A 20632-nucleotide genomic window follows, 5' to 3' on the forward strand; every position below is an offset into this window, starting at 1 on the left:
CCCCGCGCATGATTGTCTCTGCCTACCAATTCGCCGACGGGGTGGAGCTTGCTCCTGATTCCATAGCTGCTGCCGCAGACGTGGTGCGCGCTGGAGGCCTGATGGGCTTGCCTACCGAGACGGTGTATGGCCTGGGGGCGGATGCGTCGGACCCGGTGGCCGTGGGCAAGATATTCACTGCCAAAGGCCGGCCGTCCGACCACCCTTTGATCGTTCACGTCGCTGCTTTTGACGGCGGCATGGGCGGCGTGGCGCACTACTGCGCCCGCGTGCCGGCGTTTGCGCAGCAGCTCATGTCGGCCTTCTGGCCGGGCCCGCTCACCCTCATCCTGCCGCGCAAAGAGGGCGTGGGCGAGGCCGCAGCCGGTGGCCAGAACAGCATAGGCCTGCGCTGCCCGGCCCACCCGGTAGCCCAGGCGGTATTGGCAGCCCTGCGCAAGCCTTCAGACGGCGGTCGCGAGGTCTGGGGCATTGCCGCACCCAGCGCCAACAAGTTCGGCCGTGTGAGCCCCACAACGGCGGCCCATGTGCACAGCGAATTCGGGGATGACTTGCTGATCCTTGACGGCGGACCGTGTGAGGTGGGCATTGAGTCCACCATCATCGACTGCACCCGGGGGGCGCCGGTGCTCTTGCGCCCGGGCTCCATCACCGCCCAGCAGGTGGAAGATGCCTGCGGACGCAAGCTGCTATCAAAAGAAGAGCTGCTCGCGCAGAACCAACAGGCGCCACGGGCTTCCGGGACCCTGGAGTCGCACTACGCGCCCAGCGCGACCGTGCGCTTGATGGACGCCAAAGCCTTGCAGTCAGCCCTGGACTTGCTGAGCGGCACCACTCCGCCGGACAAGCGGCCCACCATTGCGCTCTACCACCGCAGCCCGCTGTATGTACGATCGCCTTTGGTGGCCGCTCATCGTATGCCGTTGCATGCCCAGCCGGCAGCCCATGAGCTGTTTTCCAAGCTGCGGGAGATGGACGCGCAGGGCGTCAAGCTCATCTGGGTCGAAGCCCCACCTGATAGCCCTGAGTGGGACGGCGTGCGCGACCGCCTGACCCGCGCAGCTGCCTGACCCGCGCAGCTCCCGGCCATTTGCCAGTTGCCCGCCGGTGGGTTTACTGATCCCGCCCCGCCCAGTCCACCAGCGCATCCAGCGCGGGCCGGGCGTCGTTGGCATTGGCGTGGTTGATGAAGGCGACCAGCACATAGCGTTTGCCACTGACGGCGTGCACATAGCCGGCCAGCGTCACCACACCGGTCAGGGTTCCGGTTTTGAGGTGGGCGGTGCCGCTGGTGCGGGTTTTGATGCGTTTGAGGGTGCCGTCTACCCCGGTAATCGGCAGAGATGACATCAGCTCCGGCATGAAGGGCGCTGCATAGGTGGCCTGCAGCAGGCGGCCCATGGCCTGCGCGGTGATGCGCTCCTGGCGCGAAAGGCCGGAACCGTTGTCCATGACGGGGGCATCGTCCGTGCCGATACGGTCCTTCCACCAACGTTGCACCAGAGCGCGGCTGGCGGCAAAGCTGCCCGGAGGCAGGTTGGCGTCTGCCACCACGTCAGCGGGCAGGCCTTGGGCGGCGCCTGCCACCCGGCCCAGGGTCAGAAACACCTGCTGCGCCATCACGTTGTTGCTGAACTTGTTGATGTCGCGGATCACCTCCGCCAGCGTGGCCGAGTTCACCAGCAGTGCGGGTTTGCCGGCCAATAGCGGTGCGGGGACAACGCCGTTGCGCACGGTACCGAGCACCTTCCCACCCATGCTCTCCCACAGGCCTTGTGCGGCACGCCCTGGGTAAGACTTGGGGTCCGCGTAGGCGATGGGCCATACCTTCTCGCCACAGCTTACGGGGTAGCTGCCGCCGAAGCGGAAGCGCAGCGGGTCAGCAAAGTCACCTTTAAGAGCACCACGGTAGTCGCCGCAATCGGCAGCGGCAGTGTTGAGTGGCACAGTGGCGGGCAGGCTCACACCTGCCAGGGGCGGGTCGTACTGCACCTGGGCCACTTTGGCGCCGAGGTCCGGGGTGAATGTCATCACGACTGACTTGAAGTTGATTAGCAAGGCGTCCGGTGCCACGTTGTAGGGGCGCAGGGGCTCGCCGTCGAATTTGGCGGGGTCGGGTTCCGGCAGGTCGAAGGCGTTGCGGTCCAACACGATGTCGCCCGCAATGGTTTTAATGCCCATGCCCTGTACCCGGCGCAGCAGCAGCCACAGGCGCTCCATCACCAGCCTGGGGTCGCCCAAGCCTTTGACGTAGAGGTTGCCGTTGAGCACCCCGTTTTGCACCGTGCCGTCCACGTACATCGGTGTGGCCCAGGTGTAGGCCGGGCCCAGCAGGTCCAGGGCGGCAATGGTGGTCACCAGCTTCATGGTGGACGCGGGGTTCATGGGGCTGGTGCTACGGTGGGCGAGCCGTGGCGCGGCACCCCCTTGGGCATCCATCACCAGAAACGACACCGCGTCTCGCGGCACCTTGGCGCGTGCCAGTGCGGCTTCAACCTCGGGGGGCAGGGTTTGGGCGGTGGCGGAGGTACTCAAAAGCAAGGCCCACAGGCTGAGAGCAGCCCATGCTGCGCGACGGGAATCAGGGGAAAGGAAGCGACGAAGATGCATACGGGCATTATCCGGTCGGCCCCAGCAGGGATAATTCGGGAATGAACCTGTTGGCCCTGGATACCGGAACCGAATTTCTCTCGATTGCGCTGCGTACCGATGGAGCGGAAGGCACGCGTGTGGTGGAGCACCACAGCGCCGGTGGCGCCAAGGCCTCTACGGATTTGATTGCGGCCATCCTTCAGATGCTGGCCGACGCGGGTGTAGGCTTGGGCCAACTGGATGCCATTTGCTTTGGCAGCGGGCCCGGCTCGTTCACCGGTTTGCGCACCGCCTGCTCCGTGGTGCAGGGCCTGGCCTTTGGCGCCGGTGTGCCCGTGCTGGCGGTGGACTCACTCCTTGCCGTCGCGGAAGACGCCCGTTTCCGGGCAGCGTCGGATGCGTCCACTTTGCAGGTCACGGCATTGCTCGATGCGCGCATGGATGAGATGTACGTGGCGCAGTACCACTATGCACAGGGACAATGGCAGACCCTGCAAGCCAGCACCTTGCTGCAGCCGCAGGATTTGACCGTCCCGGGCGTTGAGGTCGGTGTGCGGCACCTGCTGGCCGGCAACGTGTTTACCGTCTACGCGGAAAGGCTGCCGGCGCAAGCCCTGCAATCCGCGCAGGTTGTGCAGGCTTTACCCATGGCCGCTGCCATGTTGCGACTGGCGCCCGGGATGCTGGCCGCAGGTCTGGCGGTGGATGCGGCAATGGCCATGCCCAGCTACATCCGAGACAAGGTGGCCAAAACCACTGCGGAGCGCGAAGCCGAAAAGACGGCCGCCCAGGCGGTGGCTGCATCATGAGTTCTTATGCCAGTCTTCCGATGGCCGATGTGACCCACGAAGCCGCGTTCGAGCCTTTGTTGGCGGACAGCCTGGACCGGGTGCTCCATGTGGAGCAGCGGGCCTACTCGCACCCTTGGAGCCGTGCCAACTTCATAGACGCGCTACACAGCGGCTACCAGGCCCAGATGCTGACCGCCAACGGCCAGCTATTGGGCTACTTTGTGGCGATGAAGGGCGTGGATGAGGTTCATTTGCTCAACATCACCGTGGCGCCCGAATTTCAGCGCCAGGGTTGGGCCCGCGTGTTGCTGGATGCACTGGCCATCTGGTCGCGGGGCCAGGGTGCGCAATGGCTATGGCTGGAAGTGCGGGTGAGCAATCAGCGGGCACTGCAGATTTATGAAAACCATGGCTACCGCCGCGTCGGCCAGCGCAAGGGCTATTACCCCGCCCACAACGGCCAGCGTGAAGACGCGGTGGTCATGAGCCTGGCACTGGAGCACTGAACCCCATGGCACTGCAACTCGACGAGCGCCAACGCGCCATGCTGCTGGAAATGGGCGTGCGTGTGTGGCTGCCCGGCACTGATTTCGCCCTCGCAGCAGACAACGCAGTGGCCGTGCAGGCCCCTGCACTGCCTGCACGTGCCATGCCTCTTGCACCCGTGGGCGCCGTGTCTGCAGCGGAGCAGCGCCCGGCCTCCCCAGCCACGCCGGTGACGCCGGTGAGCCGACCCGTATCCGTACAGGCCGCTTCGGTCGCTGCAGGTGCAACAGCCAGTGCCCCGATTCAAGCTTCCGCTTTGGCAGCGCTGGACTGGGACGGTTTGGCCGATACGGCGGCTGCCTGCGAGTCCTGTGGCTTGTGCGCCGGACGCAAGCACGCGACCTTGCAACCCGCACAGCAAGCGCAGGCCGACTGGATGGTGGTGGGCGACCCGCCCGAGGAAGATGAAGATAGTGCCGCCCAGGCCTTTGTGGAAGCGCCGGGCCTGTTGCTGGACAACATGCTCAAAGCCGTAGGCGCCAGCCGCTCCGGCAGTGGCCCGCAAGGTGCCTATGCCACCAATGTGGTGAAGTGCCGTCCACCGCATGGGCGCAACCCCCAGCCGGCAGACCTGGCCCAATGTGCGGCCTACCTGCAGCGCGAAATCGAGCTGGTGCAACCCAAAGTGATCTTTGCCGTGGGGCGCTTCGCCGTTCAAACGCTGCTGTCGGAACATGGCGCTTTGGCAACCCAACCGCTGGGCAAGCTGCGCGGTTCTGTCTACCGGTACCGGGGCATCCCGGTGGTGGTAAGTTACCACCCCAAGCTGCTGCTGCGCAACAGCGCCGACAAGGCTAAGGCCTGGGCCGATTTGTGCCTGGCCATGGACGCCTTGTCCGCTCCCTAACCCCCTTCTTAAAATAGCTCCATGACCTTTCTTGACCAGTTGCGCACCGCCGAGCGCCAAAACGGCTCCCTGTTGTGCGTGGGCCTGGACCCGGAACCTGCGAAGTTCCCCGAGCATTTGCGCGGCGACGCCAGCAAGATTTTCGATTTTTGCGCCGCCATCGTGGACGCTACCGCCGACCTGGTGAATTCCTTCAAACCCCAGATTGCTTACTTTGCCGCCCACGGCGCGGAAGCACAGCTGGAAAAGCTGATGGAGCACATGCGCCGCACGGCGCCCCAGGTGCCCATCATCCTGGACGCCAAGCGCGGCGACATCGGCAGCACCGCCGAGCAGTACGCCAAAGAGGCCTTCGAGCGCTATGGGGCCGATGCGGTCACGCTCTCGCCTTTCATGGGTTTTGACTCGGTGGCGCCCTACCTCAAGTACCACGGCAAGGGCGCTTTTCTGCTGTGCCGCACGTCCAACCCCGGCGGTGATGACTTCCAGCCGCAGCATCTGCGTGACGTACCCGGCCAGCCGCGCCTGTATGAACACATTGCAGCCTTGGCCCAAGGGCCCTGGAACCTCAACGGCCAGTTGGGATTGGTGGTGGGGGCCACTTACCCCGCGGAAATTGAGCGGGTGCGCGCTTTGGCGCCTACCGTGCCTCTGTTGATCCCCGGCGTGGGTGCTCAGGGAGGTGATGCGGTGGCCACTGTTAAAGCGGGCTGGAAGTCCGTAGAAGGCACAACTACTGCGCCCATCGCAGTGAACTCCTCCCGCGCCATTTTGTACGCCTCGGCAGGCCCGGATTTTGCATCCGCTGCCCGCCAGGAGGCCTTGCGGACCCGGGAGTTGTTACAAAACGCCTCAGCGTTCTGATGTTTCAGACGTAAAGGTTTGTAAGTTTGATGATGCAAATTCGGACTTAGTCCGTAACCTTGACTGAAACAGTACACGCCAGACAGAGCGTGCGAACAGCAAGGATCGTATGGAAAACATGATTGCGCATTCCCGGCAGGACCTTGAGGAGTGCTCCTCGGTCTACAGCGCCACCATTGCGGCAGCTACTACCGCCGCAAGCTTTGCACTGACAGCGTGCGGTGGAGGGGATGGTGGCGGCTCTGGTGGGGGGGCGCCACCACGTATACGCCGCTTACCTCGGGTCGGGTCGTCGCGCTCAATGCCTTCAACTCCACTGCCTTGAGCAGTATCAACGATGCCCAAGCCGCCCGTTTTCTGCAGCAAGCGGGATTGGCTTCCACCGATGAAGAAATTGCCTCGGTCAGAAGTCTTGGCTATGCGGGGTGGATACAAGCAGAAATCGCCAAATCGTCGGGCATCAGTGGCTGGGATTGGTTGGACAGCCAAGGTTATGGCAATGTGTACAACACAGCCAACTATTACGACAACGACTATCCTGGCAGCTACATGATCTGGAGCCAGCTCATGACTGCACCCGACCCCATGCGCAAGAGAGCGGCATTGGCGCTCTCCGAGATACTGGTGGTGTCCCTTGCAGGGCTTGACTTCAGTTGGCGAAGTCATGGCATTGCGAGGTATTGGGACATTCTGGTGACCCATGCATTCGGCAATTTCCGCGACTTGCTGGAGGCAATCACCCTCAATCCGGCGATGGGGTATTACCTCAATACCAAAGGCAACCTTAAAGAGAACGCCGCGACGGGTCGACAACCTGACGAAAACTATGCACGGGAGGTCATGCAGCTCTTCACCGTGGGCCTGAATCTCCTCAATTCGGATGGCACCCTCAAGTTGGATACCAACGGCAAAGCGCAAGAAACCTACACCGCCAGTGACGTGAGTAACCTGGCGCGTGTCTTTACGGGTTACGACGTGGATCGTAGCCAAAACGTGGATACGGTCATTGCCCAAACCGGTGGTGGTACAAGGACCATTCCCAACACCAGTTATGTCCGCTTGCCCATGAAGCTGACGGCCTCCAACCACTCGACGCTGGAGGTCCAGTTTCTAGGCACCACCATCCCGGCCGGGACGCCCGGCGCGGCTGCGTTGAAAATAGCCTTGGACAGGCTTTTCAACCACCCCAATACTGCTCCATTTATCTGCAAACAGCTGATCCAGCGGCTGGTGACCAGCAACCCCAGTGCTGCGTATGTGGGGCGTGTCGCGGCGGTGTTTGCGGACAACGGCAGCGGGGTACGCGGCGACCTGGCTTTTGTATTTGCGGCCATTCTCCTGGATGACGAAGCTCGCAATTCAGCCGGATTGACCGCACCGGAATTCGGGAAGCTGCGCGAACCCATGCTGCGTCTGGTGCAATGGGTGCGCACTTTCAAGGTCACATCCACCAGCGGGGCATGGAAAATTGGCGACTTGAGTTCGCCGGGTAGCGCCTTGGGTCAAAGTCCCTTGCGCGCACCTTCGGTGTTCAACTTCTTCCGCCCTGGGTATGTGCCGCCTTCCACCGTCGCGCCGCCGGCCACCGGTCTGAGTGCCGGCAAGGTCGCTCCGGAGTTTCAAATCGTGAATGAAACCAGTGTGGGTGGTTATCTCAACTACATGATGACCGTCATCGACAGTGGCTTGAATTCGGGTGACATTAAGGCAAGCTACGCCACCGAGCTGACTCTGGTTCTCAACCCTTCGGCATTGGTCCAGCGCCTTAACCTTTTGCTCGCCGGGGGGCAACTTTCCGGTGCAACGGTGACGGTCATCGTCAATGCTTTGCTTGGCGTCACCGTGACTGCCAGCAGCAGTGCAACTGTCAAGCGCAACCGGGTGTGCGCTGCCGTTTTAATGGTGATGGCCAGTGTGGAATACCTGGTCCAGAAGTAAGGTAAACATCATGAGCCCTCACGACCTGACCAGCCCCCAACGCCGTGCCTTCTTGCGTCGGTCCGGGCAGCTGGCATTGACCGGGACCGCTTTGCCTTTTGCCCTGAATCTTGCGGCCATGGGGGAGGCAGCAGCATTCAATGCGCCTTCGAATGACTACAAGGCGCTGGTGTGCGTTTTCCTCTTTGGTGGCAACGACTATGCCAACACGCTCATTCCCTACGACGACACCAACTACAACCTCTACAGCGCGATCCGCGGCGGCGGAACGGGACAGACGGCAGGTGGTATCGCGTTGGCCAAGTCCGCGTTGGCAGGGACTTTGTTGTCACCTCTGGCGGCACCTACCGATAGCCAGGGTCAAACGGGCCGTCAGTTTGCGCTGAACCCGGCAATGACCGGGCTTGCCAATCTGTTCAACGTCGAGCGCAAGATGGCTGTGCAACTGAACGTCGGGCCCTTGGTCAAACCACTGACCCGTGCTCAGTACAACGACCCCAACCGAGCGCTTTATCCTCGTCCACCACAGTTGTTTTCCCATAACGACCAGCAGAGTATTTGGCAGTCTTCATCGCCCGAAGGGTCCACCGTGGGCTGGGGCGGCAACATGGGTGACTTGGTGCTGGGCAACAGCCTCAACACGTCGTCAGTGTTTACTTGCATGTCTGTGTCCGGCAATGCCGTTTTCCTGTCCGGGGACACTGCATTGCAGTACCAGGTCAGCACCAGCGGCGCGATCAAAATCAAGCCTGCTACGAACACAACCGTTTATGGGCATGCCTCGGTTGCCACTGCCATCAACAATTTGCTCCGTGAGAACAGGGTCCACAAGCTGGAGAACGAGTACAACGCGGTTACCAAGCGCGCGCTGGATGCCGAGGCCGCAATAGCAGCAGCGGTTCCCGCCAGTGAAGACGCTACGGTCTTCCAAAACATCGGTTTTCCAACGGATTCGTTGGGCAATCAACTCAAAATGGTTGCACGACTGATCAAAGGTCGTTCCACTCTGGGGGCTCGTCGCCAGGTGTTTTTTGTCTCCATGGGCGGCTTCGACCTGCATGACAACCTGATGCGGGACCATGGAGGTTTGCTGGGCCGCGTCAGTGCAGCCATGACCGCTTTTTACAACGCCACTGTTGAATTGGGAGTGGCTAATCAAGTGACTTCTTTCACAGCATCCGACTTCGGCCGAACATTGGCCTCCAACGGCGATGGATCCGACCATGGTTGGGGTAGCCACCACTTCGTGGTCGGTGGAGCGGTGAATGGAGGACGCTTCTACGGCGAAGCGCCTCCTATCAACGTAACTGATGGCAGCGGCTCACCCAGGGTGTACTCGGCAGCGGAGCAATGGCACGTGGGGCAAGGACGCCTGCTGCCCCGCACCTCGGTGGACCAGTACGCCGCCACACTGGCCAAATGGTTCGGCGTGACCGACACGGAGATGCCGCAAGTGCTGGCCAACATCAACAATTTCGGTACACCGGCCAGTCGGGCAGACTACCCGTGGGACATGGGATTCATGGCCTGATGCTATGAAATAAGGAGCTGCTCGCGCATATTTGATGAGCGCTACAGTCTGTTTTTTTCTAGTTTCAGGCGGTGGGCTTCTCGATGCCCAACTCTGCCAACTCCGCATCCGTGAACACCCGTGAGCGGGTGTGAAATGCTTTTCCTTCCGGCCCCTCGAGTGAGAACGTGCCGCCATGGCCCTCGATCACGTCGATGATGAGTTGCGTGTGTTTCCAGTATTCGTATTGCGACTTGCCGATGTAAAACGGGCTGCCGCCTACGTCGCCCAGATACACATCGCCTGCCCCCATGGTGATCTCTCCGGGCAGATAGCAGTTGGCCGCGCTGTTGTCGCAGCAGCCGCCGCTTTGGTGGAACATGAGGTCGGGGCCGTGTTTGGTTTTGAGGAAGGCCACCAGTTCCAGGGCTGCTGGGGTGGCTACTACTTTTTCGACCATGGCTTGTCTCCTTAACAAGGGGCTGTTGAATTTGCATTGTTGGCGCTCGCAACGCAGCAACCCGACAGGGCGGCCACCTCATACTGGAGTACCAGAAATCGGCGGCCGCCCTGTCGGGTCACTGCGCTGGGTGTCTGTTGGCATAACGTTGCCGCAGCGTGGTAGTCGGTTGGGCATCCCCCCGATTTCTGGTACCCCAGTATGAGGGGGAGGCCCGGCCGACTACCACGCGGTTCGGCGCGACATCACCCCGCTTTAGAAGAATCCCAGCTTGTTCTCAGAGTAAGACACCAAGAGGTTCTTCGTCTGCTGATAGTGGTCCAGCATCATCTTGTGGGTTTCGCGGCCAATGCCGGATTCCTTGTAGCCGCCGAAAGCTGCGTGTGCAGGGTAGGCGTGGTAACAGTTGGTCCACACGCGGCCCGCCTTGATGGCACGGCCCATGCGGTAGGCCACATTGCCGTTGCGGCTCCACACGCCGGCGCCCAAGCCGTACAAGGTGTCATTGGCAATGGACAAAGCCTCGGCTTCGTCCTTGAAGGTGGTCACGGCCAGCACGGGGCCGAAGATTTCTTCCTGGAAGATGCGCATCTTGTTGTGGCCCTTGAACAGGGTGGGCTGCACGTAGTAGCCGCCTTCCAAGTCGCCACCCAAATGGGCTTGGCCGCCGCCTGCCAGCAGCTCTGCGCCTTCTTGCTTGCCCAGGTCCAGGTAGCTCAGGATCTTGGTCAGCTGCTCTTTGGAGGCTTGCGCACCCATCATGCTGTCGGTGTCCAGGGGGTTCATGTGCTTGATGGCGGCTACGCGCTTCAGCACGCGTTCCATGAACTTGTCATAAATGCTTTCCTGAATCAACGCGCGCGATGGGCAGGTGCAGACCTCGCCCTGGTTGAATGCGAACAGCACCAAGCCTTCGATGGCTTTGTCCAAGAAGGCGTCGTCCTTGTCCATCACGTCCGCAAAGAACACGTTGGGGCTCTTGCCGCCCAGTTCCAGCGTGGCGGGAATCAGGTTGTTGGCAGCGGCCTGCGCAATTACGCGGCCGGTAGTGGTGGAGCCGGTGAAGGCGATCTTGGCAATGCGCTTGCTGGTGGCCAAAGGCATGCCGGCTTCGCGGCCGTAACCGTTGACGATGTTTAGCACGCCAGCAGGCAGCAGGTCGGCAATCAGCTCAACCAGGATCAAGATGGAGATGGGAGTGGATTCGGCGGGCTTAAGCACCACGCAGTTGCCAGCTCCGAGGGCAGGCGCCAGTTTCCAGGCCGCCATCAGGATGGGAAAGTTCCAGGGAATGATTTGGCCCACCACGCCCAGGGGTTCCTGGATGTGATACGCCACGGTGTTCTCGTCGATGTTGGACAAGGCGCCTTCTTGCGCACGCACGCAGCCTGCGAAATAACGGAAATGGTCCACCGTCAGGGGGATGTCGGCGTTCAGGGTCTCGCGGATGGCCTTGCCGTTGTCCACGGTTTCTGCATAGGCCAGCAATTCCAGGTTCTGCTCGATACGGTCGGCGATCTTGAGCAGGATGTTGGCGCGGGTGGCTGCGTCGGTTTTGCCCCACGCATCAGAAGCAGCGTGCGCGGCGTCCAGCGCGAGTTCAATGTCTTCAGCGGTGGAGCGGGCGGCTTGGGTGTAGACCTTGCCGCTCACCGGTGTGATGACGTCGAAGTACTGCCCCTTGACCGGCGCAACCCATTTGCCGCCGATGAAGTTGTTGTACTGGGATTTGTAGGTGATCTTGGCGCCAGCGGCGCCGGGTGCTGCGTAAATAGCCATGGTTGTCGTCCTCTTGTGATTGGTTTGGTTTCCCGCAGAGTCACTCTGCCGGGTGGCCTGTACTCTCAAGAGGCGTGCCACGCGTTTCGGTCGGCTCAATGTATTGATTTCATTGAACTTTTTGCAAATGTTGATATGCAGCAAGCTGTCCGCAAGCCAGGCCTGTCAAGCTTTGCCACAGTGACAGGTGTCACAAAATGGAACAGTCGGACAGATGCGGGGCGGCGCGGCATTGCCCGTCGCGCAGCCAACCCCCATACTGGGCCCAAAGCGGGGCGCTATGACCCCGCGCAGGAGACAACGTGCGATCACCATCCCCCTTGCTGGCCCTGCGTCAGGCCCGGCAGCAACTATTGGAAACCGGGCAATGCCCAGAGGGCGTTGTCGATGCGCGGCTGGCCCGTTCCTGGCACCGCAGTGTGGCTGCTGGCTTGGCGCCCACTGCCCGCGTGGCCCCTGAACATGCCAGCAGCCACCATTTGCGCCATGTGTTGGCCAGCAACCATGCCTTGTTGGCGCATTCCCGGCCGGTCATGGAATACATGTTTGACCAGGTCCGTCAAAGCCAGAGCGTGGTGGTGCTCGCCGACTCCGCCGGCATGTTGATGCACACCTTGGGTGACCCGTTCTTTGTGGACAAAGCCGAGCGCGTGGCGCTCACCAGCGGCGCTTCGTGGGCCGAGGCCCACCGGGGTACCAACGCGATTGGTACGGCGTTGGCAGAGCGCAGTGCGGTGGAAATCCATGGCTCTGAGCATTTTCTGGAGCGCAATGGTTTCTTGACCTGCGCGGCCTCGCCGATTCTGTCGGCCACTGGCGAGCTGACCGGCATTCTGGATATTTCCGGCGACCACCGCAACGGCCATGCCCACACCTTGGGGCTGGTGAGCACCGCAGCCCGCATGATTGAAAACCGCCTGATGGTGGCCACCTGCAAACGCAACATCCGTCTGCACCTGCATGTGCAGCCTGAGGGGATCGGCAGCGTGGCGGAGGGCATCATCGCGCTCTCAGACGACGGATGGATCGTCGGTGCCAACCGCGTAGGGCTGGCCCTGCTGCGCCTGAACGCGGGAGATATTGGCGCTACCACCATGGAGCGCGTGCTCGATGTGCGGCTGGACGATTTGCTGTCCCGCCACAAGCGCCGCCCCCAGCTGCCTCAGCAATTGCGCTTGCACAACGGCGCCGTGCTGTTTGCCCAGGTGCAGGTGGATGCATCCGTACTGCCTGTCATCAACCAGACCGCCGCCTTGCGCGCGGCTTATGCCGTCGAAGGCTCACCTGCAGCCGGTGCCGATGCGCTGGCCGCACTGGATACCGGCGACGCCCGCTGGCGCAGTGCGGCCGACAAGGCCCGCCGCGTCGTCGGCAAGCCCATACCGCTGCTGATCCAGGGCGAATCCGGGGTGGGCAAAGAAATGTTTGCTCGCGCCTTGCACGCCAGCGGCCCACGCCGAGACGGGCCATTTGTGGCGATCAACTGTGGCGCCATCCCCGAGAACCTGATCGAGTCGGAGCTGTTCGGCTACGTGGCCGGTGCCTTTACCGGAGCGCGCAAAGAGGGTAGCCCCGGCCGCTTGCGCGAGGCCCATGGCGGCACGCTTTTCCTGGATGAAATTGGCGACATGCCACTACCCATGCAAACCCGATTGCTGCGGGTGTTGCAAGAGCGCACGGTGACACCTGTGGGCGCCGGGAAATCCGTGGCAGTGGATTTCGCGCTCATCAGTGCCACCCACTGCAAGCTGGCGGAAGCCTCTGAGAAGGGTGCTTTCCGCCAGGACCTGTATTACCGCATCAACGGCCTCACGGTTACGCTCCCGGCCTTGCGCGAACGCAGCGATCTGGTGCCCTTGACCGAGCGCTTGCTGGCTGACCTGAGCCCGGACGTGCCAGTGCAGGTGGCACCGGACTTGATGCAGCGCTTGACCAGCTACCCCTGGCCCGGCAACCTGCGCCAATACGCCAGCGTATTGCGCATCGCCTGCGCCATGTTACAAGACGGGGAAGATACGCTGGGCTGGACGCACATGCCGGACGATTTGCTGGATGCCTTGCAGGCGCCTTCGCTGGCGGAGCGGATGGTGGACACCCCATCAGCTCAGACCCCAGCACCCTATGCTCCGGATGCACAGCCCGCTGCGGTGCAGGCCCCGCAAAGCTTGCAAGCCTTGTCCCAAGCCGCTATCCAGCAAGCCTTGGAGGCCACCCGAGGCAACGTGTCCCTCGCTGCCCGCCAACTGGGCATCAGCAGGCAGACGCTGTATCGCAAGTTGAGTGCCGCCAGCGTTTGATCTGCTATTAAATTGGTAGCTGCTTACGCACATTCCATGGGCGCCAGAGCCTGATTTGACCCAATATCAGTCTTCCAGCAGCGGCCTCAAATACTTGCCCGTATGGCTGGCCGGGTTCGCAGCAATGTCTTCCGGTGTGCCCACGCCGACCACGGTGCCGCCACCTGCGCCGCCTTCGGGGCCGATGTCGATCAGCCAGTCGGCGGTTTTGATGACGTCCAGGTTGTGCTCGATGATGACGATGGTGTTGCCCGCGTCGCGCAGCTGGTGCAGCACTTTGAGCAGCAGTGCGATGTCGGCAAAGTGCAGGCCGGTGGTGGGCTCGTCCAGGATGTAGAGCGTGCGGCCAGTGTCTTTCTTGGACAGCTCCAGCGCCAGCTTCACGCGCTGCGCCTCGCCCCCGGACAGCGTGGTGGCGGCTTGCCCGAGGCGGATGTACGACAGGCCCACGTCCAGCAAGGTTTGCAGCTTGCGCGCGATGGTGGGCACGGCCTGCAAAAACTCGTAGGCCGCTTCCACCGTCATGTCCAGGATCTGCGCGATGTTCTTGCCCTTGTAGAGCACTTCCAGTGTTTCGCGGTTGTAGCGCTGGCCGGCGCACACGTCGCAGGGCACATACACGTCGGGCAGAAAGTGCATCTCCACCTTCACCATGCCGTCGCCCTGGCAGGCCTCGCAGCGGCCACCGGCCACGTTGAAGCTGAAGCGGCCCGGGCCGTAGCCCCGTTCGCGTGCGGTGGGCACCTCGGCCATCAGCTCGCGGATGGGGGTGAACAGGCCGGTGTAGGTGGCCGGGTTGGAGCGCGGTGTGCGGCCAATGGGCGACTGGTCGACGTTGATGACCTTGTCGAAATACTGGATGCCGTCAATGCTCTCGTGGGCTGCGGGCTCGTCGTGTGCGCGGTAGAGCTGGCGTGCCACGGCGGCGTAGAGCGTGTCGTTCACCAGTGTGGACTTGCCGGAACCAGACACGCCGGTTACGCAGGTGAGCAGGCCCACGGGGAAGTCCACATTCACACCCTTGAGGTTGTGCCCCGTGGCACCGGTAATGCGGATGGCCTGCAGCGTGCCCTGGGTGGCGATGTGCTGTGCCTGACGCTCGGCCCAGGCCAAGGCGGCCTTGCTGGGTGCACCTTTACCTGCACCCTTGGCGACCGGCTTGGCTTCTTCGACGACGGGAAGCCAAGGCGTGCGGCGCTTGGGCACTTCGATACGCAGTGTTTTGGCGAGGTATTGACCGGTCAGTGAGTCAGGGTTGGCTTTGACTTCGTCAAACGTGCCCTGGGCAATCACCCGCCCGCCATGCACGCCGGCGCCCAGGCCCATGTCGATGACATGGTCGGCGGCACGCATCATGTCTTCGTCGTGCTCCACCACCAGCACGCTGTTGCCAATGTCGCGCAGGTGTTGCAGCGTGCCGATCAGTCGGTCGTTGTCACGCTGGTGCAGGCCGATGCTGGGCTCGTCGAGAACGTACATCACGCCAGTCAGGCCGGAGCCGATTTGGCTGGCCAGCCGGATGCGCTGGCTCTCGCCGCCACTCAGGGTCTCGGCACTGCGGTCGAGGCTCAAGTAGTTCAGGCCCACGTCGTTCAGAAACTTCAGCCGCAAGCCGATCTCGCGGATGACCTTGGCGGCAATTTCCCCACGTGCCCCTGGCATCTGCAATGTGTTGAAGTAGGCAAAGCTTTCGCGCAGGGTGACGTGGCTGATCTCATAAATGGCGCGGGCTTGGTCGCCCTCGCCGATCTTGACGTGACGCGCTTCCTTGCGCAGGCGCGATCCGAAGCAGTCGGGGCAGGGCTGGGTGCTGCGCAGGCGGCCCAAGTCTTCGCGCACTACGGCAGAGTCTGTCTCGCGGTAGCGCCGCTGCATGTTGGGGATGATGCCTTCGAAGGGGTGCTTCTTCGTGACCTTCTTGCCCTGCGAGGCGCCCGAGTCCATGATGTAGCTGAACTTGATCTCTTCTTCGCCTGAGCCGTGCAGGATGGCGTGCTGCACGTTCTCCGGCAAGCTTTCAAACGCCGCTTCAATGTCAAACGCGTAGTGTTTGGCCAGGCTCTCCAGCATGCTGAAGTAGTAGCCGTTACGCCGGTCCCAGCCCTTGATGGCGCCACTGGCCAGGCTCAGGGTGGGGAAGGCGACCACGCGAGCGGGATCAAAAAACTCGTGGTTACCCAGGCCATCGCAGGTAGGGCAAGCGCCCACGGGGGAGTTGAACGAGAACAGGCGGGGCTCCAACTCGGCAATCGAGTAATTGCACACCGGGCAGGCGAACTTGGCGTTAAACAGGTGCTCGACGCCGCTGTCCATCTCCAGCGCAATCGCACGACCACCCGCCAGACGCAACGCGGCTTCAAAGCTCTCAGCCAGACGTTGTTTCAGGTCTGCACGTACCTTGATGCGGTCGACCACCACATCGATGTCGTGCTTCTCGGTTTTCTTGAGCTTGGGCAGGTTCTCGGCTTCCACTGCTTCGCCGTTAATGCGAAAGCGCACGTAGCCCTGCGCCTGCATGTCGGCAAATACCTCCAGAAACTCGCCTTTCTTCTCGCGTGCTACCGGGGCGAGGATCATGAGTTTGGCTTCTTCCGGCAAGGCCAACACCGCATCCACCATCTGGCTCACGGTCTGGCTTTGCAGCGGCAGGTTGTGGTCGGGGCAGAACGGGGTACCGGCGCGAGCAAACAGCAGACGCAGATAGTCATGGATTTCGGTGACGGTGCCGACCGTGGAGCGGGGGTTGTGACTGGTGGCTTTTTGCTCGATGCTGATGGCCGGTGACAGGCCCTCAATCATGTCCACATCGGGCTTGTCCATCAGTTGCAAAAACTGGCGCGCGTAGGTGGACAGGCTTTCCACGTAGCGACGCTGGCCCTCGGCATACAGCGTGTCAAATGCCAGACTCGATTTGCCAGAACCCGACAGGCCGGTAATCACCACCAATTGGTTGCGCGGGATGTCGAGGTCGATGTTCTTCAGGTTGTGGGTACGCGCACCCCGCACGCTGATGGTTTGCTGCTGCAGCGCCCGGGCGAGGTACTTGCCATCCTCGTGATGCACAAGGTCCTTGCTGTCGTGAGTGGAAGAGTTCAAGTTGGTGGCCACCAAAAGAGTAACCCGCCATGATAGACAATGTCGGGTTGCGGTGTCACCTCCCCGGTTTTCACCGTCCTTTATGCCTGAGAGTGACTGCCGTGTCTGCCCCCTCCGCCCCATCTGCCCCATCTGCCCCATCTGCCCCTGATACCGTGATGACGCCCCAAGAGAGGCGCTCCAGCGCCTCGCTGGCCCTGATTTTTGCGTTGCGCATGTTGGGGCTCTTTCTGGTGTTGCCGGTGTTTGCGCTGGAGGCGCGCAAATACCCCGGTGGGGATGATGCGGCGCTCGTCGGCATGGCCATGGGCATATATGGCCTGACGCAAGGCATTTTGCAGATCCCTTTTGGCGTGGCATCCGACAAGTTCGGCCGTAAACCGGTGATGGTGGTCGGGCTGTTGATTTTTGCGGTAGGTAGTGCCATCGCTGCTTGGGCGCCCACATTGCATTGGCTGGTGGCAGGCCGCGCGCTGCAAGGGGCGGGCGCTATCTCGGCTGCGGTCACCGCTTTGCTGGCCGACCAGACGCGTGACGTCGTGCGCACCAAAGCCATGGCCCTGGTGGGGGCGAGCATCGGACTCATGTTTGCCTTGTCGCTGGTACTGTCGCCTTTCCTGGCATCTTTCATCGGGCTGCATGGCTTGTTTACGATAACGTCTGCACTGGCTGTGGGTGGCATCGCGGTGGTGATCTGGTGGGTACCGCCTGAACCCGAAAAACAGGTGGATCAGGCCCGGGGTGGCGTGCTATCGGTATTGCGGCATCCGGCCCTGCTGCGGCTGGACTTCGGGGTGTTTGTGCTTCATGCGGTGCAGCTGTCCATGTGGGTGGCATTGCCTGCCATGTTGGTGCAAGCCGGGTTGGCGCGGGACCAGCACTGGCAGGTGTATTTGCCGGCGGTGCTGGCGTCCTTTTTCGTCATGGGTGCCACACTCTTCCCGCTGGAGAAAAAAGGCTATCTGCGCGCTGTGTTTTTGTCCGCCATTGCCTTGATTGCCTTGGTGCAGCTGGCGCTCTGGGCGCTTGCCCACACCGTGGCAGGTGTTTGGCCGATGGCGCTGGTGTTGTTTGTGTTCTTTTGTGGTTTCAATGTGCTGGAGGCCAGTCAGCCCAGCTTGGCTTCCCGCGTAGCACCTGCGGCTTCACGTGGCGCCGCACTGGGGGTTTACAACACCTTGCAGTCTTTGGGCTTCTTTGCCGGCGGTGCTGTCGGGGGCTGGCTGGTCAAGTCCGCCGGTGCGCAAGCCTTGTTTCTTGCAAGCACCCTGGCCATGTTGGCTTGGTTGGGGGTTGCCTGGGGGATGGACGCTCCGGCGCCAAAGACAGGTCTAAAGGCAGGATAATCAGCGACTAATCTGGAGAAAACCATGGCATCCGTCAACAAAGTCATTCTGGTCGGTAATTGCGGCCGCGATCCTGAAATCCGCTATCTGCCGTCCGGTCAGGCGGTGGCGAACGTCAGCGTAGCTACCAGTAGCCGCCGTAAAGATCGCAATACCGGCGAGACCGTGGAAGACACCCAGTGGCACCGCGTCACCTTTTATGACCGCCTGGCCGAGATTGCCGGCGAGTACGTCAAGAAAGGCCGGCCCATTTATGTGGAAGGCCGCCTGAAATATGGCAAGTACACCGACCAGTCCGGTGTGGAAAAGAACACGGTGGATATTGTGGCGACTGAGTTGCAATTGTTGGGTGGCCGCGAAGGCATGGGTGGCCCCTCTGATGGTGGCGATGAAGGCGGTGCACCACCACCCCGCCGGATGGCGCCTCCTCCCCGTGCTGCCGCACCGGCACCTGCGCCCCGTCAGGCCCCTGCACCGCGCCCGGCCAGCGGCTTTGATGACATGGACGACGATATTCCGTTTTGACAGTTTTTTGCTCCTCCAGGTCTCTCAAGTCCTGTTTGGTTCAGGCATAAAAAATGCGACCCGAGGGTCGCTTTTTTGCGGGCCGGTGAACTTAGAAAGTGCGACCCTTGGTGACGGTTTCCTTCAGGATCTTCCAGGCGCCACCCACGTATTCCATGGAGAGGGTTTTCTCCACGGTGTCGCGGTAGTCGTCAGAGCCGTATTCCTGGGTGAAGGAGACTTCGGTGGTCTTGCCGTCGCACTGGGCAGGGGTTATGTTCTTCAAGATAGTCGAAATTCCACCTTGCTTACCGACGCGCTTCTTGCGCAGGCTTTCCCATTGACTGCGGCTCAAGCCCTGGGCCGGGACAAAGTTATCTGCGTAGGCAGAGAAGTAGCCATTGATGTCTTTGCCATTCCAAGCGGCGATCCATTTTTCGACAGAAGGAGCTACCGCGTCACACAGCGCCTTGCTTGATGGCAATGCAGGTGCGGGTGCGGGTGCCGGGGCAGATACGGGAGCTGGTGCAATCGGTGCAGTGGCCAAAGTCGGCTTAGGCAGACTGGATTTGTCCAGTACCACTTGCGGTGCAAGGTCGGACACACACTGCATGGCATCGTCGTTGGCATCGATGCCGGCCGGTTGGTCCGGTGCCTGGGTTTCCATGGGGCGCAGTTTGAGAGCAGACAGCAGGGTGCCGTTCGCCGCCAAAACGCGTGCCTTTGCCAGCGAAAGGTCATATTCCGCGTTGACCAAGGCACGACGTGCCTGGAAATATTCGTTCTCGGTATCCAGCAAATCCAGCAAGGAGCGCTGGCCAATGTCGAACTGCTGACGATAGGCTTCGCGCGCTTTCGAGGTGGACAACTCATGCTGGCTCAAAAAGCCGATCTGGCTTTCTAGTTTGCTCACGTCGTTGTAGGCAATCAGGGCGGTTTGACGAACGTCGCGGCACACCTTGTCGCGCAAGTCGAAGGTTGCGTTGAGTTTGTCGACGTACTGACGTATGCGTGCCTGATCAGAGCCACCTTTGTACAGGTTGTAGTTCAGCACCAGTTGCAGGGCTGAGTCGCGATAGTCCCCCGTTACCGCCGAGCGGTTGGTTTCGAAGCTCTGAGAAGCCCTGAACTCCAGAGTCGGATAGTTCGCGGCCTTGCGAAGCTCTGCATCAGCGCGATAGGCGCGGATATTGGACACGGCACCTAGAAACTCCGGGTTACCTCGGACTGTGTTCGCAACGTAGTTTTCCCGGCCTGGAAGGAAGGCAGAGAGATTGGGAGCTGTAGTGAGTTCCTTGCTGGGCATTTCGCCTACCAGGCGTTGGTAGCGAGCGGTGACATCATGCAGGTTGCTGGCTTCCGTCAGCCAGTTGGACTCAGCCAAAGCCAGGCGTCCTGCGGCTTGTTCCAGATCAACCCGCCGGCCCACGCCAGCTTTGACGCGGGCTTCCAAGCGTGAGTAAACGTCGGCATGGTTAGCGTAGTTCTCTTTTGCCAGCTCGACCAGTTCACGGTAACGCTGAACGTCAAGATAAGCGCGAGCTGCTTCCAGCCCGATGTTGTCGCTGGTTGCCAGCAAATCGTAGTAAGCAGCCATTCGTGAATGGCCCAAGCGACGAACGTCACTCATTGTTGCAAACCCATCGAACAAGGTTTGACGGAGTTGCAGGGTCGCGGTCGAGTTGGAATACCCCTTGTCCGACTTCATTCCTGGGGAAAAGGTTGATTTCTCTCCGGCGGTGGCTTCCAAGTCGATCCGGGGGCGCCATCCCCCTTCAGCGACTGCTTGTTCGTTGGCTGCCGCCAAAAGATTTTTGTGCTTTACTTTGACCTCAGGGTTTTCAAGAATGGCCTTCTCGACCGCTGCTTGCAGCTGGTTGACAGACTGTGCATAGCCGGTGCCAGTAGTAAAGAGCGCGGCAATGGCTAAAGCAAGTGGAGTGCGAGTGATCATTCTTGTATGCTGTTGAGGGGTTTGTTTCCCTGAGCGGTGGCTCGATAAAGCAGAGTCAGCCCGTATGTTTGGCGGTTCAATGTGCCTAGATTTTAGGCGTTCTCATCA

The 20632-nt window shown here is 61.4% G+C and carries 15 protein-coding genes; 10 read left to right on the forward strand and 5 right to left on the reverse strand.

What is annotated here, in order from left to right; genetic code table 11:
• Positions 1 to 8 precede the first annotated feature (8 nt).
• The gene (locus RAN89_RS04130) at positions 9 to 1070 is read left to right on the forward strand and encodes an L-threonylcarbamoyladenylate synthase (RefSeq protein ID WP_313868382.1); all 1062 of its coding nucleotides are present in this window, start codon (positions 9 to 11) and stop codon (positions 1068 to 1070) included.
• A 43-nt stretch (positions 1071 to 1113) separates the two neighbouring features.
• Here the strand turns inward: RAN89_RS04130 and dacB are convergent, their stop codons facing one another.
• Positions 1114 to 2610 (reverse strand): D-alanyl-D-alanine carboxypeptidase/D-alanyl-D-alanine endopeptidase, encoded by a 1497-nt coding sequence (gene dacB, locus RAN89_RS04135; protein ID WP_313868383.1) that lies wholly within the window; start codon positions 2608 to 2610, stop codon positions 1114 to 1116.
• Between the two features lie 41 nt (positions 2611 to 2651).
• On the opposite strand from dacB, the gene tsaB reads away from it, so the two are divergent.
• From tsaB to RAN89_RS04165, 6 genes are all read left to right on the forward strand, one after another.
• Positions 2652 to 3401 carry a tRNA (adenosine(37)-N6)-threonylcarbamoyltransferase complex dimerization subunit type 1 TsaB gene (gene tsaB, locus RAN89_RS04140; RefSeq protein WP_313868384.1) on the forward strand — a complete coding sequence of 250 codons (750 nt, stop codon included), beginning with the start codon at positions 2652 to 2654 and terminating at the stop codon, positions 3399 to 3401.
• Positions 3398 to 3889, forward strand: a complete 492-nt coding sequence (gene rimI, locus RAN89_RS04145) for a ribosomal protein S18-alanine N-acetyltransferase (protein ID WP_313868385.1) — start codon at positions 3398 to 3400, stop codon at positions 3887 to 3889. The genes tsaB and rimI overlap by 4 nt, the downstream gene beginning before the upstream one ends.
• 5 nt (positions 3890 to 3894) lie before the next feature.
• Entirely contained in the window at positions 3895 to 4776 is an 882-nt protein-coding gene (locus RAN89_RS04150) for a uracil-DNA glycosylase (protein ID WP_313868386.1), read from the forward strand.
• A gap of 21 nt (positions 4777 to 4797) precedes the next feature.
• Complete coding sequence (gene pyrF / locus RAN89_RS04155; protein WP_313868387.1) at positions 4798 to 5640, forward strand: orotidine-5'-phosphate decarboxylase; 843 nt, start codon at positions 4798 to 4800, stop codon at positions 5638 to 5640.
• Positions 5641 to 5961: 321 nt separating this feature from the next.
• A complete protein-coding gene (locus RAN89_RS04160; protein ID WP_313868388.1) occupies positions 5962 to 7578 on the forward strand; it encodes a DUF1800 domain-containing protein in 1617 nt (538 codons plus the stop codon).
• 10 nt (positions 7579 to 7588) lie between these two features.
• On the forward strand, positions 7589 to 9109 hold the full coding sequence (locus RAN89_RS04165) for a DUF1501 domain-containing protein (RefSeq protein WP_313868389.1): 1521 nt from the start codon (positions 7589 to 7591) through the stop codon (positions 9107 to 9109).
• Between the two features lie 64 nt (positions 9110 to 9173).
• On the opposite strand, the gene RAN89_RS04170 is transcribed toward RAN89_RS04165, so the two are convergent.
• Both RAN89_RS04170 and exaC read right to left on the reverse strand, forming a co-directional pair.
• Positions 9174 to 9548, reverse strand: coding sequence for a DUF779 domain-containing protein (locus tag RAN89_RS04170; RefSeq protein ID WP_313868390.1), 375 nt, complete (start codon positions 9546 to 9548; stop codon positions 9174 to 9176).
• A gap of 255 nt (positions 9549 to 9803) precedes the next feature.
• Positions 9804 to 11327, reverse strand: a complete 1524-nt coding sequence (gene exaC, locus RAN89_RS04175) for an acetaldehyde dehydrogenase ExaC (protein ID WP_313868391.1) — start codon at positions 11325 to 11327, stop codon at positions 9804 to 9806.
• A gap of 302 nt (positions 11328 to 11629) precedes the next feature.
• Between exaC and RAN89_RS04180 the strand changes: the two genes are divergently transcribed.
• A complete protein-coding gene (locus tag RAN89_RS04180) occupies positions 11630 to 13624 on the forward strand; it encodes a sigma-54-dependent Fis family transcriptional regulator (protein WP_313868392.1) in 1995 nt (664 codons plus the stop codon).
• Between the two features lie 66 nt (positions 13625 to 13690).
• Here the strand turns inward: RAN89_RS04180 and uvrA are convergent, their stop codons facing one another.
• Positions 13691 to 16720 (reverse strand): excinuclease ABC subunit UvrA, encoded by a 3030-nt coding sequence (uvrA, locus tag RAN89_RS04185; protein ID WP_428984475.1) that lies wholly within the window; start codon positions 16718 to 16720, stop codon positions 13691 to 13693.
• A 158-nt stretch (positions 16721 to 16878) separates the two neighbouring features.
• Between uvrA and RAN89_RS04190 the strand changes: the two genes are divergently transcribed.
• Together RAN89_RS04190 and ssb are read left to right on the forward strand one after the other, a co-directional pair.
• A complete protein-coding gene (locus RAN89_RS04190) occupies positions 16879 to 18066 on the forward strand; it encodes an MFS transporter (protein ID WP_313869340.1) in 1188 nt (395 codons plus the stop codon).
• Positions 18067 to 18090: 24 nt separating this feature from the next.
• Entirely contained in the window at positions 18091 to 18591 is a 501-nt protein-coding gene (ssb, locus tag RAN89_RS04195; RefSeq protein WP_138512694.1) for a single-stranded DNA-binding protein, read from the forward strand.
• 91 nt (positions 18592 to 18682) lie between these two features.
• On the opposite strand, the gene RAN89_RS04200 is transcribed toward ssb, so the two are convergent.
• Complete coding sequence (locus RAN89_RS04200; protein WP_313868393.1) at positions 18683 to 20524, reverse strand: TolC family outer membrane protein; 1842 nt, start codon at positions 20522 to 20524, stop codon at positions 18683 to 18685.
• Positions 20525 to 20632: the final 108 nt, after the last annotated feature.

Origin of the sequence: Rhodoferax mekongensis (genome assembly GCF_032191775.1) — a bacterium.
Lineage (GTDB): Bacteria > Pseudomonadota > Gammaproteobacteria > Burkholderiales > Burkholderiaceae_C > Allorhodoferax > Allorhodoferax mekongensis.